This is a genomic window from Alkalinema sp. FACHB-956 (assembly GCF_014697025.1).
GTDB lineage: Bacteria > Cyanobacteriota > Cyanobacteriia > Leptolyngbyales > Leptolyngbyaceae > Alkalinema.
In genome coordinates, this window is the sequence record NZ_JACJRC010000001.1 from 500,830 (window position 1) to 514,516 (window position 13,687).

Sequence of the window (13,687 nt, forward strand, 5' to 3'; positions counted from 1 at the left end):
GCTAGAAAAATTGATTAGTGACTGAGTTGATTTACGACATTGAATCTGTGCCTTGAGGTTGTCCTTACCAAAGTTAGGTGAACCTCATTCATTTGATCTCACCTTTTTTCGTCCTGTTGTTTTCGTCCTTTTGATCCTTTTGCACACCCACAATGAAGAAGCGCTATTTTGCGTCTTCTCGGCTCTTAGCGTCTCTGTTGATTGCCGGAAGTATTTTGCCCGGAAGTATTTTGGCTGGTGTTACCCCTGCCGTTGCTGAGGTTGTTCCTGCGGGAACTGCCATTCGCAATACGGCGACGGCGGCCTATGAAGATCCCAATGGGGCGCAATACGACGCAAAATCTAACACCGTTCAAGTTGCGGTGGCAGAAGTTGCCGGGGTTTTAGTGACGCCCCTTGCCACGATCGATCGCAATGGGGGCAGTGTTTTACCCAACGATGGTGTGGATTTTGAGTTCAAGGTCACTAACGTGGGCAACGACACCACTGAACTCTTGATCCCCACAGCTCCGATCGTCGCTGGCCCCGGCACAGCAGCGCAAGTTTTCATTGCGGGTTACCTCGATGCCCAGGGTAATCGAGTCAACTTTGCGAACCCAGTATTGGTCACCTATCCCAATCCAGCCAATGCCCGCACCAGTACGATTCCTGGCTTACCCGCGATCGGGGCGATGCCAACGGGGGTGCTGCCAGCGGGTTATTCCTACGTCGTGACGATTCCGGTGACGATTCAACCCCAAGCCGCTTCCGGTGCAGATATCACAGTGCGTTTGGGGGATACGGGAGCCAACGATAACTCACCAGGCAGTCAAAACCAGCCCGACGCCCCCGATACCGCTTTACCCACGGAAGTCCGCACCTTAGACTCCAGCAGCGAAACCGGAGCCACCGCCGCCGTCCTCCCCGCCACGGAAGAACGGGAAGCCAGCGCCGTGCAGTCCCTCAAGGTGGGAGCCCAGGCCCAAGCCCTGGCCACGGTGCTGAAAACGATGAAAAGCTACGATGCCAAAAACGTCGCGGTGTTGACGGACGATGAACTGACCTATGAGTTGGGGCTGCGGGTGGAAGGCACTGCCCCGATCGCGAGTCCTGGCCTCACCCCCGGTAATCTGGTGGGTATTAACGTACTGGGCATCGGGCCAAACCGAGTCCTGATTTCTGATGCTGTACCCGCAAACACCGACTACATTGCAGGGTCAGCCCTATCGTCCGACCCGCAGTGGACTCCGGTGTTTACCGATGCGCCCCTCTCGACTCCGGCCCCCGCCGCTACTTGGTACACGGCTGCCCCACCCTCTGGGCAACCCATTACGCGGGTTGGCTTTGTCTACAATGCAGCCACCACGGCTCTTCCGAAGAACTACCGGGTCACGGGGTTGACCTTTAAAGTGCGCACCACGGGCGCGTCTGGCAGTTCCAGCAATATTGTCAACCTTGCGCAGGTGTTCGGCCAAACCGAAGGGATTACAGGCAACACCGCACCGCTGGTTTACGACGAATCCGGTGACGCCCAGCCGTCTAACTTCAACGACAATGGCACCCCAGGAGCCACCGCCAGCCTGACGCCCAGTGCGGCCACCATTCCCAACGGCCAAGCTAACCCGACCAACCACGGCGTAGACAGCGCCAACAACAACTCCGGCCAAGGCCCCGGTGGTGAGGATAACGTCTATACAATTGCCCTGCCGGGGACGGTGCTGAATGGCCCGATCGGGATGCCGGGAGCCGTGGGACGGGTGGATAATCACGACGATTTCACCAACCGGAGTGCGGCCCTGCCTGCCAATGCCCTGCCGGGGAGCACGATCGATCCACCAGCGGTCACGTTCCAGAACACCGTCAGTAACCCCAGTCCTACAGCAACCTTGACCGGACTATTGCTCGTGCCCGATGCGGCTAATTTTACCCCTACGACTGGGGAACAACTGCCGCCCAACCAGACTCAAGTGACCCTGACCTATGGTGGACAAACAGCGGTGTACGTCTTTGATACCGCAGTGGGCAACTTTATTTTGCAGTCTGGTAGCCCCATCCAGATTCCTAGTTTGGCAGCGGGCCAACAGGTGAACTATAGCGTTGCGGTGGATCTCCCCGCTGGCACGCCCCTGTCCACCGATACCGGGAAAGGCTTTGCCGTTCCGCTCTATGCCTTTGTGGATCAAGATGGCGACTCCCGCCCCGATCCGATCGCGGTAGAGCCCATGCAGAATCGAACCCTCGATCGGGTGTACACCGGGTTTCTCAAACTGTCCAAAACCGTGACGCTATTGGAAGCCAATGGCACCGTGGCAGCGGATCAAACCAATGCCAAGCGCGGACAACTGTTGGAGTATGCCGTGACCTATGAAAATATTTCGATCTCGCCCGTTGGGGTGGGTAACGTCACCCTGAATGCCAACAACATCACCCTGACCGAGGATGGCGACAACGGCAACAATACCTGGGCTAAGGAAGCCAATGGCCTGATTCAGACCAGCCACGTCCTCGCCTCCGTTATTGTCACCAATGGTACGACGACCTACTGGCCCAGTGGCGAGCAAACGGGAACCACTAAGGCAACGGATGTCAGCCGCTATGTGCACCAACCCGGTGTCGTGATTCAGCCCCAAGCCCGTGGTCAGTTCACCTTCCGCCGCAAAATCAACTAAAGAGGTGGGTCGATCGCAACGTAGTCGAGTGGGACAGCAGCCCAGGATAGACCAGAGGGATAGATGAAAGAGATGCCGCACAATAAGGAATCAACGCATAAGCCCTTGGCTTGGACTGTCTAGAGATTGCTAGGTTGGAATTGAGTCAACTCTTGAGTAACTACTAGGTAAATGATGATGAAACGGTTTTGGATTGCAGGACTCAGCACGATCGGACTAATGGTCATGGCTCCAACTGTGACGATCGTCTCTGGCTGGGACACCCGACCCGCGATTGCCCAAACAGCGGAAAAACCGCAAATCAAGCTGAATTTGATCGGTGAGAAGCGCATCGTTAGCAAAGATGCCCAAGGCAAAGAGCGCATTACCTGGGAAAAAGTCGGCCAGCAAGTGACCGCTCAAACTGGTGACGTTCTTCGCTACTCCCTTAAGGGTAAAAATGAAGGCAAAGGCAGCGCAAAAAATCTTGTCCTGACCCAACCCATTCCGCAAAACACCGTTTATTTCAAAGATTCCGCAACCAAGCAAGCGGGGGTAGAAATTTTGTTCAGTATCGATGGGGGCAAAAACTATTCGGCGGCACCCATGGTGGAGGTGAAAACCCTCAGTGGCAAGGTGGAAGTTCGACCAGCCCCCGTTGAATCCTACACCCATGTGCGTTGGAAGTGGCAGAATCCGATCGCGCCCCAGGGGGAAATCAATGTGGCCTATCAAGTCCGGGTGAAATAACGGCATTCTAGGCATTTTCAATTTGTAGGTTCTTCTAAATAACTATCTTGTTCGATCGAGTGGGATCAAATTCCGTGATGCGTCATTTCAAGATCTCGAAGTTGGGTAAAGCAGGGCTGGGTAAAGCTAGCGCGATCGTGGGTGCGTTGGGTGGCTTGTTGCTACTCAGTGGCCTAACTGCTCAACCCGTCGTGGCAGAGGGTAGCCGGACACTCTATCCCGCAACGGCTCCAGCCGCAGCCCGACGGGCAAATTTGGAATGGCGCACGGAATTTGTGGGTGGGTTGATTAGACGGCGGAGCTTGATGAAGGTCTTTGCCCAGAAGGATGAATACATTCTGCTGGGTTCCACCGCCGTCGGCGTGGGGTTGGGAGATATTGTGCTGTATAACCCTGGGCTGGTGACCGGCAATGTGGGCAATGAAACGTTGCCCGCTAGTCCCAGCTTTTCCTGCTTGGCCCAGCGATCGGCCCTGAGTTCTACCACGATGGGGCAAATCACCAACCGCACCCAGGAACTGGCAGGCCCCCAAGCGATTACGGGGAGCGGCAATGCAACAGGTTATGTCCCCTGCTACTACAGAGCGCCCCAAACAGGGGTTTATAGTGTTGCGTTCTATGGGCCAGATGGCGTCAACAGTGCCCGAGATGCATCTGCCCCCGGCGATATTGCCCTAGCCAATGCCAATAATTTTTCCGCACAACAGAACGGCAGTGTAGCCGCTTGGGATATCACCGTTCGCAGCAGTGATACCGCTTCGATTGCTGATCTGAATGGCCGAGCCTTTACCTATTACTTTGCGCTCTTTACTGGAGGCAATGGCCGTCCATTGAATTTCCCAATTTATCCCGTTACTACGGATGGGTATCAATACCGCATTACGTTGCGGGGGTTAGATCCCCTCGGATTTCTACTCTACGGAAACCAAGTAGGCTTTTGGGATAGTGATGGCAAGACGCCGCTGTACCACGATATGGTGGGCAGTGATGGTAACATTACCAATCCCGATGGTGGTACCAAGTTAGCACCGCCTCAGTATCCGTTGTTTGTCAATCCGCTGGATGCCCAATCCTTGAGTTATCTCGATCGCTATGATCCCAATGGATTGGTTGTGGGAACGGGCATTCCCACCGTACCCATTCCACCCAGTATGGATAGCTTGCAGTTCACGGGCAGTCTGTCGGGGAATACCAGCCAAGTCAATACTGGCGGCACCTTTACCTTCAATAGTTCGATCGCGGGCAATTACGAAATTGTCATCAGTCGGGATGGTGTCAACTTTGACCCGACCCATCCGCAAAACCGGGTATTACGCGGAGTCATGTTGTCCGCAGGGGTGCAAACTGTCCCTTGGAACGGTAAAGATAACAATGGCACCCCGTTCCCGATCGGTGCGAACTATCCCGTCCGAGCGAAGGTGCACTCTGGGGAATATCACTTTCCGTTATTGGATGCGGAAAATAACTTCTATGGGGGGCCGACGTTTGAATTACTGAATGGGGTACATCCTTTAGGATCAAATACGATCGCCTACTTCGACGATCGGGGCTATGTGACTGCCAATGGGACGACCGTGGGTACCGTTGGATCGGTTCTCTGTGGTGGCGGAGCACCCAACCCCGCTTTTAGCGATCCTATTTTAGGCACCGATAGTAGTGCTGCATTATTCCGGAAATTTGGGGCAGCGAACGGAGGGAACGCCAACGTCAAGTGCAATGGCTCTTTTGGAGATACAAAAGGGGTAGATACTTGGACGTTTTTCCCAAGCTCAGCGGAATTAGCAACGCTGAATATTACGGCTAAAATTACAGGAACGTTATATCGAGATAGTGATGGGAATGATCAACTCGGTGGATCGGAAGCGAAATTACCTGCCAACATTACAGTTAAGTTACTGGATACGAATAACAACGTTCTGCAAACTACGACAACAGATGCTAATGGGGATTATACCTTTGCAGGAGTTGTGAATGGAAATTACAAAATTCAAGTTGATACTAGTGATCCTGATATTCCAGCGGGATTCGTATTGGGAACGCCAAATAATTTAGCAGTCACACTGTCTACGAGCGATATTACTGGACAGAATTTTGGCTTTGATCTCAACCCCTTAGGAAGTCAATCGAAGCTGCTGTTGGTGAAACGGATTACCGCTATCAACAATAGCACCACCAGTCGGCGAGCCAATGGCACGATCGTTGATCTGACGGCTTTTGATGATGATTCCAATACCCTCGATGATAACCATCCCAGTTGGCCCAGTAACTCTCTCAAGGGCGCGATCGATGCGGGGGTGATGAAAAACGGTTCCACGATCGAATACACCATTTACTTCCTCTCAACTGGAGGATTGCCCGCGACGAATGTGAATCTCTGCGATTGGATTCCGAATAATACAACCTATGTGCCGAATTCCATGAGCCTAACGATCGGCAATACGACAACTGCATTAACGGATATTCCCGATTACTCGATCGATCCCGCCCGCCCAGACCTGAAGGATCGGGGGGAATTTTTTCCGGCGGGGGCTATGCTGCCCAGCCAGTTTCCGGTAGGGACAGGCAAGCGCTTGATCTGTCCGACGGTGGATGACCAGGGCCAACCCATTACCGGCGTGGATGGAGCCGTGGTCACAAACGTGGTGAACGATAGCTTGGCGGCCCCCAACAACCAACTTCCCGCAGGCAGCTTTGGCTTCTTCCGATTTTCTACCAAATTGCGGTAAAGCCTTAGATGTAACGGGTTCTGCGGCTCGTCGCGATCGCCCTTGGCGGATCAAGGAGTTGATCCCCAGCCGGGTTGTTTAGCACAATAGAACTTGTCGCGTTTGGCTCAGTACCCTATCGAAACGATTCACGGTCACCTGCAAGGACTCAAAACCAATCAACTCAAGCAACTCCAGCGGCTGTATCACCAGCGCTTACCGATCGATAGCATCACCACCCCAGAGTTTGCCCAACGGCTGGCGGCGGTGAGTACCGAAATCGGTCAGCCAGTCTGTGCCTATGTCAACCGCCGAGGACAGGTGATCCGGGTGGGGGTGGGCACGCCGCGCCAAACCCAAATTCCGCCCTTGGAACTGCCGCGCTACGGGGCCGAACGGCTGAGTGGCATTCGCTGTCTGGCCACGCAACTGAAGCAAGACCCCCCAGGGGAAGTGGCGCTGACGGCCATGGCGATGCAACGCTTAGATGCACTGGTGATGTTGACCTTGACCGGGAGCGGGTTTCAGCGGCGGGGTGGGGGTGCCACGGGTTACATCAAAGAAGCCTATCTCTGCCATCTGTTGCCCCATCCCGAAACCGCTTGGCAGATTTCCCATCCCATGTCCGTTGATGATTTGCTGGCGCAGCACTTCATCGAGTTTGTTGAGGAGTTGGAGGCGGATTTTCAGCGGCAGTTTGTGGCTCAAGAGGTCGATCGCGATCACGATCGGGTGCTCATCGTCGGCCTGCAAACGAACGATCTGTCGAAGCAGCGCTTCCAGGATACGCTGGACGAGTTGGGACGGTTGGTGGAAACGGCGGGGGGAGAAGTGCTGGAAACCCTGCGGCAAAAGCGACCCAGACCCCATCCCCAAACGGTGGTTGGCGAAGGAAAGGTGCAGGAAATTGCCTTGGTGGCCCAGTCGATCGGCGCGAATCTTGTTGTCTTCGATCGGGATTTATCGCCCGTGCAGGGACGCAATTTAGAGGCGCAGTTGGGGATCCGAGTGGTCGATCGCACCCAGGTGATTCTGGATATTTTTGCTCAGCGAGCGCAGTCGGGGGCGGGTAAGCTGCAAGTGGAGTTGGCGCAGTTGGAATACATGCTGCCGCGCTTGGTGGGCCGGGGGCAGGCGATGTCCCGGTTGGGTGGGGGAATTGGCACCCGAGGCCCAGGGGAAACGAAATTGGAAACGGAGCGGCGAGCTATTCAGAAACGGATTAGCCGTCTGCAACAGGAAGTGAATCAGTTACAAGCCCATCGTGCCAGAATGCGCCAAAAACGCCAGCATGAGGAGGTGCCGACGATCGCGATCGTGGGTTACACCAATGCCGGGAAATCGACGTTATTAAATGTGCTGACGAATTCCGAGATCTATGCGGCGGATCAGTTATTTGCCACCCTCGATCCCACGACGCGGCGATTAGTGATTCAGGATGCGGAGATGGAGGAGTCATCGGCGATTTTGTTAACGGATACGGTGGGATTTATCCATGAATTGCCGCCACCATTGTTTGATTCGTTCCGGGCGACGTTGGAGGAAGTGACGGAGGCGGATGCGTTATTGCATTTGGTGGATTTATCCCATCCGGCTTGGCTGAGTCAGGTGCGGGATGTGATGGCGATTTTGTCGCAGATGCCGATCGCGCCGGGGCCTGCGGTGATTGTGTTTAACAAGGTTGATCAGGTGGATGGCGATCGCCTGATGGAGGCTAAGGAGGAATATCCCCATGCGTTATTTATCTCGGCGCAGGAGCGGTTAGGGCTGGAAACGTTGCGGCAGCGGCTCTGTCAGTTGGTTCGCTATGCCATGGCTCAGTGAGAAGCCCCGTGAAAAGCCCCGTGAGCGATCTCAGAAGAAAGCCCCGTGAGAAAGCCGATCGAGCGTCTAGAATAGGACGAGACATTCTGAACAAAAGGGAATCACGCGCAATTATGGCTGCCAATGTTGAAATTTATACCTGGAGTACCTGTCCGTTTTGCATTCGGGCGAAGCGGTTGTTGGATAGTAAAGGGGTGCAGTATACGGAGTACTGCCTGGATGGGGATGAGCCGGGACGGGCAAAAATGGCTGAGCGGGCCAATGGTCGTCGATCGGTGCCTCAGGTGTTTATTAATGACCAACATGTGGGTGGCTGTGATGATATTCATGCCCTCGATCGTAAAGGTCAACTCGATCCCCTGTTAGCGTAAATTTTAGTCCTACCCAAAAACCGGGATTTTCTAAAAATCCCGGTTTTTAAATGAGGCTGAAATTATAGCAGTCGCCAAAATCGTTAGGACAAGCATATTTGTGCTTGCAAATCGGTGCACAGCGGCACTTAGCGCGGGGGGATCGAATCTGTAGTGTAGATGAATGAACTGGATACTACTGTCCTAACTTCATGAACTATAACTATAATTACTGTTGCAATTGCCGTTGCAATCACCGTTGCCGTTCGCGACTGAGAATGCTGATGTATTGTCCATCGGAATGAACAATTTTCATCGGTTGACTCCAGTGAATCCTGTCTGCAATTCGGTGGGCATGGAATTGATTAATTGTGTCCTGCACGAATTCTTTGTGGCCGATTAAGTGGATCTGTAAGCGTTGTTTCTCAGGTTGAACCGCACGATCGCTGCGATCGCTAGAACTGTTTGCCATTGTTGAGCTTCTCCTGTTGAGAGTTGGTAAGAAGCCCAAAAATTTAGAGCCACCCCGTTTGACATCACAAACAAGAGTGGCTCGCTCGAATGTTAAAATTCTCAACAAGCCTCCTTGCTGTAGCACCAGCGAGGGGGAATAGCTACCCAGAGTTGTGTCCAGCAACAAAGGGTAGTGCTCTAAATTTTTGGATCCCAGCGACCCCATGCTTCATGCCGACCCGTTGAAAGAAGGATGTCCATGGCGATCGCTATGAAAAACAAGCCTACGAAAAAGTAGAGTTCCTGTCAATCCCGCTTTACAAAACTGCTCAATTTGTATTGTTTGGTGACAGGATGCTTTGCCGTAGTGCGGCGATCGGGCGTAGGGCGATCGGAAATCCAGCGATCGATCGGGCTTTTTTGTAAATTTGCTACACTGGCAGACAACCTCTTTATAGCCCTCTTTTGGACGATTGCCTTATGGTTTTCGATCTGCTGGCAAAGGCTCTGGACATGTTGATCGGGAGCCAACTGGTTAAGGATAAGCTGCAACGCAATGAGCATGTGATTCGGCTTTTGAAGCAGCTTGGACTTTCCCCCGACCAGCCGCCAGCGGATTTTGATGGGGTTTATACCTACGCGCTGGTGGAATATGGCGTGGGCAAACCCAAGCCCTGTTTAGAGATTTTTCGTCAGTCGGAAATTCGCAAAATTTTTAAAACGGCCTTCGGTGACAACAACGCCCAACATTGGCTAACGTCGGGGGAACAGTTTTTAGACCAAAGTCCGATCGGGCAAGACGTACGATCGATCGGGTTAGATCCAAAGCGGGAATTAGCCGCTTTTGCCGCCTGCTTTATCACGGTGACGAAGCAAACCCGCAATCCCAGCGAGGTGATGCTGTCCCATCAAGTCACGTCCGTCCAACAGACCCTTCAGCAGTTGCACGAACGGCTCGATCGCTTGCCCAGCTTGGAAGGCATCCGCACGGAACTGGCTAACCTTGCAGGCGCACAGCCCGCTCTACTCTCCGGTGCCGCAACAACAACATCACACCCAGCCCAGTCCTGCCGCGCCTTTGCCCTGGGACAACAGGTGCGGGGTTGGTTTGAGACATTAGGCTATCGGTTCGAGTCCTATGAGGTGTGGGACGCGACTTATTTTGAATGGATTATTAACATTCCGGTGCGGCGAGGTCGCTACGATCGCATTCTGGTGCGCGGGGTGGATGGGGAAGTGGGCGTGCGGGATGTGCGATCGTTGGCGGAAGTTGCGGCCCAGCAGAAAACCGATGAGGGCTGGCTGGTGACGGCACGGCGGATTTCCCAGGCAGCACGGAATGTATTAGAACAACCGGATTATGAGTCGTTGGCAGCGTTTACGTTGGACGAGTTGCTCGACCAAGATGCTGATTTTACGGGCTATTTAGACTGGTTGGCAGCGGAAATTGCGCAGCGGGGCGTCGAAGCGCGCTATGTGCCGTTGGCCTGTACGAAGGAAGAAGTTGATCCCATCACCCATCAGCGGCTGGGCATTAGTCGCTATGGGGCGGAGGATGGCTGGACAGAGGGCTATCTCGATCGCTGGTTGGATGATCCGGCCAAGGAACATTTGTCGATTTTGGGTGAGTTTGGCACGGGCAAAACCTGGCTGACGTTGCATTATGCGGCGCAGGTGTTGCGGCAATATCGCGAAGCCCAAGCGAAGGGAATGGCACGGCCTCGGTTACCGATCGTGGTGCCGTTGCGGGATTATGCCAAGGCGGTCAGTGTGGAGTCGTTGTTTTCGGAATTCTTTTTCCGCAAGCATGAAATTCCGATTCCCGGCTATTCGGCGTTTGAACAGTTGAACCGTATGGGGAAATTGCTGCTGATTTTTGATGGGTTTGACGAAATGGCGGCGCGGGTCGATAAGCAGCAGATGATTAATAATTTTTGGGAACTGGCGAAGGTGGTAGTGCCGGGTTCCAAGGTGATTTTGACCTGTCGGACGGAGCATTTCCCAGAGGCGCGGGAAGGTAGGGCGTTATTGAATGCGGAATTGCAAGCTTCAACGCGGGATTTGACAGGAGAAACACCACAGTTTGAAGTGCTGGAGTTAGAAAAATTTGACGATGGGCAAATCCGTCAGGTATTGCAGTTACAAGCTGCTGCGGCAACGGTCGATCAGGTGATGGGTAATCCACAGTTATTGGATTTGGCAAGGCGTCCGGTGATGACGGAGTTAATTCTAGAAGCATTACCGGATATTGAAGCGGGGAAGCCGGTGGATATGTCGCGGGTGTATTTGTATGCGGTGCGGCGCAAGATGGAGCGAGACATCAAGGCGGAACGCACGTTTACCTCGATGGCAGATAAGTTATATTTTCTCTGCGAATTGTCCTGGGAGATGTTGAGCACCGATCGTATGAGCTTGAATTACCGGGAGTTCCCCGATCGGCTTCGTAAGCTCTTTGGCTCGGCGGTGCAAGAGGAGAAGGATTTAGACCATTGGCATTACGACATGATGGGTCAGACGATGCTGATTCGGAATGCCGAGGGGGATTATACGCCTGCCCATCGATCGTTGTTGGAGTTTTTTGTGGCGTTTAAGTTTGCGGCAGAATTGGGAGCATTAGCACCAGATTTTCTAGAGTTGGCGCAGATGCGAGGGGATATCGATCGGGCATTGGAACCTCATGAGTATACTTGGTCTGAGTATTTTGAAACGCGAGATCAGGTGGCTCCGCTAGCAAGTTTTAAGACAGAGAGTTTGGAAAAACTGCATCAAACAATCGGCAAAAAGACTCTGACAAAAGCATTGGTAGAACTGATTACTCCAATACTGACTACATTTAGACGTAATCCTACGCATCCTCTTCAACTTGTGATTGAAGCGACTCGAAACGATAATCCCAAGGTTGTCGATTATTTGGGTGGTAATACAGCTACACTATTGACTCTACTTGATAGAAGTGCATTGGCCGCACAAGATTTGTCAAATACAGTTATTAGAAATGCAGATTTAGTGAATGCGAACTTGAACGAGACTAACTTTAAGAATGCAGTACTTGAACAGTCTACTTTTCCTCAAATCTTTGGTGCTGTCTTTACGATTTCTTATAGCCATGATGGCAAGATATTTGCAACAGCTAGTGCAATTTGCACAATTGATTTATGGAACACAAAAGATAATCAATTAATTACCAGTTTCAAAGGCCATACAAATTGGGTGCGTTCGCTCGAGTTTTCCGCAGATAATACACTACTAATTAGTGCCGCATTTGATAGCACTATTCGAGTTTGGGATGTCAAAACGGGAAAATGTCTTCAAGTTTTACTAGGTCATACTGACCGCATCAATTCAGTTACTATGAGCCTTGATAAAAAATATATTATCAGCGGTAGTGATGATAGAACAATTAAGGTCTGGGACTGGTTAGGTCAGAAATGTTTGCATACGCTAGAAGGACATACTTCAGCCGTAGAAGCAGTTGTTATCCAAGATATGGATAAAGTATTGATTAGTGGTGCCTCTGACCAGTCTATCCGAATCTGGGATTTGGAAACAGGAACATATTTGAGATCATTGAGTGGTCATACACATCGGGTTCGTTCTTTAGCACTGAGTCCTGATGGTAGAACATTGGCAAGTGGAAGTCGCGATCAAACTATTAGATTATGGCATCTTGATACGGGTGAATGTCTGAAAGTCCTAGAAGGTCATTCTGATAAAAGAGTGTATTCTGTGAAGTTTAGTCCTGATGGAACACTTCTAGCAAGCGCTTGCTATGACCAAACGATTAGGGTTTGGGAAGTTGAAAGTGGAGAATGCTTGAAAATCCTTCTGGGTCATGTTGATTGGGTTCGAGCGGTGGCATTTCATCCCAATGGTCTGCAATTAACAAGTGGCAGTGATGATCAAACCATCAAGCATTGGGATATTTCAACCGGAGAATGCATAGCGACACTACAAGGATATACAGGGGGTATACGCTCAATTTCTTTGTCACCTGATGAACAAACCTTAGTGCTTGGGTGTGAAGATAAAGGTTTGAGAATTTGGCAAGGTATGAATTTCGATAATCTGAATGTGAGAACTGGACGTAACATGGCTTTTCTTGCACATGAGAGTCGAATCAATTCAGTTGCGATTAGCCCGAGCGGAAACAGTATTGCAACTGCAAGTTTTGACAGACTAATTAAGCTTTGGGATCTAAACACAGGTCAATGTTTAAAGGTTTTAGCTGGGCATGAACGACCTGTTAACGCAGTTATTTTTAATTCAGATGGTAGTCTCTTGATTAGTACAGGTGCTGATTTAACGGTACGTATATGGAGTATAGATTCAGGAGAATGCATATCTGTTTTCAAAGCTCATGATAATTGGCTATGGGCTATTGCAATTAGTCCGGATGATTCTCTTATTGCCAGTGGCGGAGATGATCAAGTAATTGGATTGTGGGAACTTTCAACAGGAATCTGCATTGGCAAATATAAAGAACACAAAGGAGGAATTAACTCTATTGTATTTACTCATAGTGGGGAAGTAATATTAACAGCTGGTGCCGATGGAATTATTCGACTATGGAATACTGCTGATATGAGATGTTTTAAAAAATGGATAGCTCATGATGCAAATATTCTTTCATTATCAGTTTCTACAGATGATAGATTGCTAGCAAGTGCTAGCCAAGATTTTTCGATTAAGCTCTGGAACCTGAGTACGGGTGAACTTCTTCACACTTTAGAGGGACACAGAGACAGTGTTCATTCTACCTCCTTTACTAAAGATAGCTCTAAGGTGATTAGTGGCAGTTCAGATCAGACAATTCGCATCTGGGATGTTCAAACAGGTAAGTGTTTACAAACTCTCCATCCCCGTCGCCCCTATGAAGGTATGAACATTACTGGAGTTAAAGGCTTAACTCCCGCCACGATCGCCTCCCTCAAAGCCCTCGGAGCCGTGGAGGACGAAGAATGAAGAATTCAATATGGAA

Annotated in this window: 8 protein-coding genes; 6 read left to right on the top strand and 2 right to left on the bottom strand. The window is 51.3% G+C overall.

Going from position 1 to position 13,687, the window contains the following annotated elements; translation table 11 throughout:
- Positions 1-152 precede the first annotated feature (152 nt).
- The 5 genes from H6G21_RS02035 (at position 153) to grxC (ending at position 8,277) form a co-directional block, all read left to right on the top strand.
- The gene (locus H6G21_RS02035; RefSeq protein WP_190569946.1) at positions 153-2,648 is read left to right on the top strand and encodes a hypothetical protein; all 2,496 of its coding nucleotides are present in this window, start codon (positions 153-155) and stop codon (positions 2,646-2,648) included.
- A gap of 171 nt (positions 2,649-2,819) precedes the next feature.
- Positions 2,820-3,377, top strand: coding sequence for a DUF11 domain-containing protein (locus H6G21_RS02040; RefSeq protein ID WP_190569948.1), 558 nt, complete (start codon positions 2,820-2,822; stop codon positions 3,375-3,377).
- A gap of 77 nt (positions 3,378-3,454) precedes the next feature.
- Positions 3,455-6,103 carry an SdrD B-like domain-containing protein gene (locus H6G21_RS25560; RefSeq protein ID WP_190569950.1) on the top strand — a complete coding sequence of 883 codons (2,649 nt, stop codon included), beginning with the start codon at positions 3,455-3,457 and terminating at the stop codon, positions 6,101-6,103.
- 102 nt (positions 6,104-6,205) lie between these two features.
- Positions 6,206-7,906 (top strand): GTPase HflX, encoded by a 1,701-nt coding sequence (hflX, locus tag H6G21_RS02050; RefSeq protein ID WP_242041586.1) that lies wholly within the window; start codon positions 6,206-6,208, stop codon positions 7,904-7,906.
- Positions 7,907-8,019: 113 nt separating this feature from the next.
- Positions 8,020-8,277, top strand: coding sequence for a glutaredoxin 3 (gene grxC, locus H6G21_RS02055; RefSeq protein WP_190569952.1), 258 nt, complete (start codon positions 8,020-8,022; stop codon positions 8,275-8,277).
- Positions 8,278-8,509: 232 nt separating this feature from the next.
- Here the strand turns inward: grxC and H6G21_RS02060 are convergent, their stop codons facing one another.
- Both H6G21_RS02060 and H6G21_RS02065 read right to left on the bottom strand, forming a co-directional pair.
- Positions 8,510-8,728 carry a hypothetical protein gene (locus tag H6G21_RS02060; protein ID WP_190569954.1) on the bottom strand — a complete coding sequence of 73 codons (219 nt, stop codon included), beginning with the start codon at positions 8,726-8,728 and terminating at the stop codon, positions 8,510-8,512.
- A 287-nt stretch (positions 8,729-9,015) separates the two neighbouring features.
- The gene (locus H6G21_RS02065) at positions 9,016-9,156 is read right to left on the bottom strand and encodes a hypothetical protein (RefSeq protein ID WP_190569956.1); all 141 of its coding nucleotides are present in this window, start codon (positions 9,154-9,156) and stop codon (positions 9,016-9,018) included.
- 33 nt (positions 9,157-9,189) lie between these two features.
- Between H6G21_RS02065 and H6G21_RS02070 the strand changes: the two genes are divergently transcribed.
- Entirely contained in the window at positions 9,190-13,671 is a 4,482-nt protein-coding gene (locus H6G21_RS02070) for an NACHT domain-containing protein (RefSeq protein ID WP_190569958.1), read from the top strand.
- The last annotated feature ends 16 nt before the right edge of the window (positions 13,672-13,687 follow it).

Excerpts from the sequence above, each read along its gene's own strand:
- grxC (WP_190569952.1), top strand. The coding sequence starts at position 8,020 with ATGGCTGCCAATGTTGAAATTTATACCTGGAGTACCTGTCCGTTTTGC.
- H6G21_RS02040 (WP_190569948.1), top strand. The coding sequence starts at position 2,820 with ATGATGATGAAACGGTTTTGGATTGCAGGACTCAGCACGATCGGACTA.
- H6G21_RS02035 (WP_190569946.1), top strand. The coding sequence starts at position 153 with ATGAAGAAGCGCTATTTTGCGTCTTCTCGGCTCTTAGCGTCTCTGTTG.
- H6G21_RS02060 (WP_190569954.1), bottom strand. The coding sequence starts at position 8,728 with ATGGCAAACAGTTCTAGCGATCGCAGCGATCGTGCGGTTCAACCTGAG.
- H6G21_RS25560 (WP_190569950.1), top strand. The coding sequence starts at position 3,455 with ATGCGTCATTTCAAGATCTCGAAGTTGGGTAAAGCAGGGCTGGGTAAA.
- H6G21_RS02070 (WP_190569958.1), top strand. The coding sequence starts at position 9,190 with ATGGTTTTCGATCTGCTGGCAAAGGCTCTGGACATGTTGATCGGGAGC.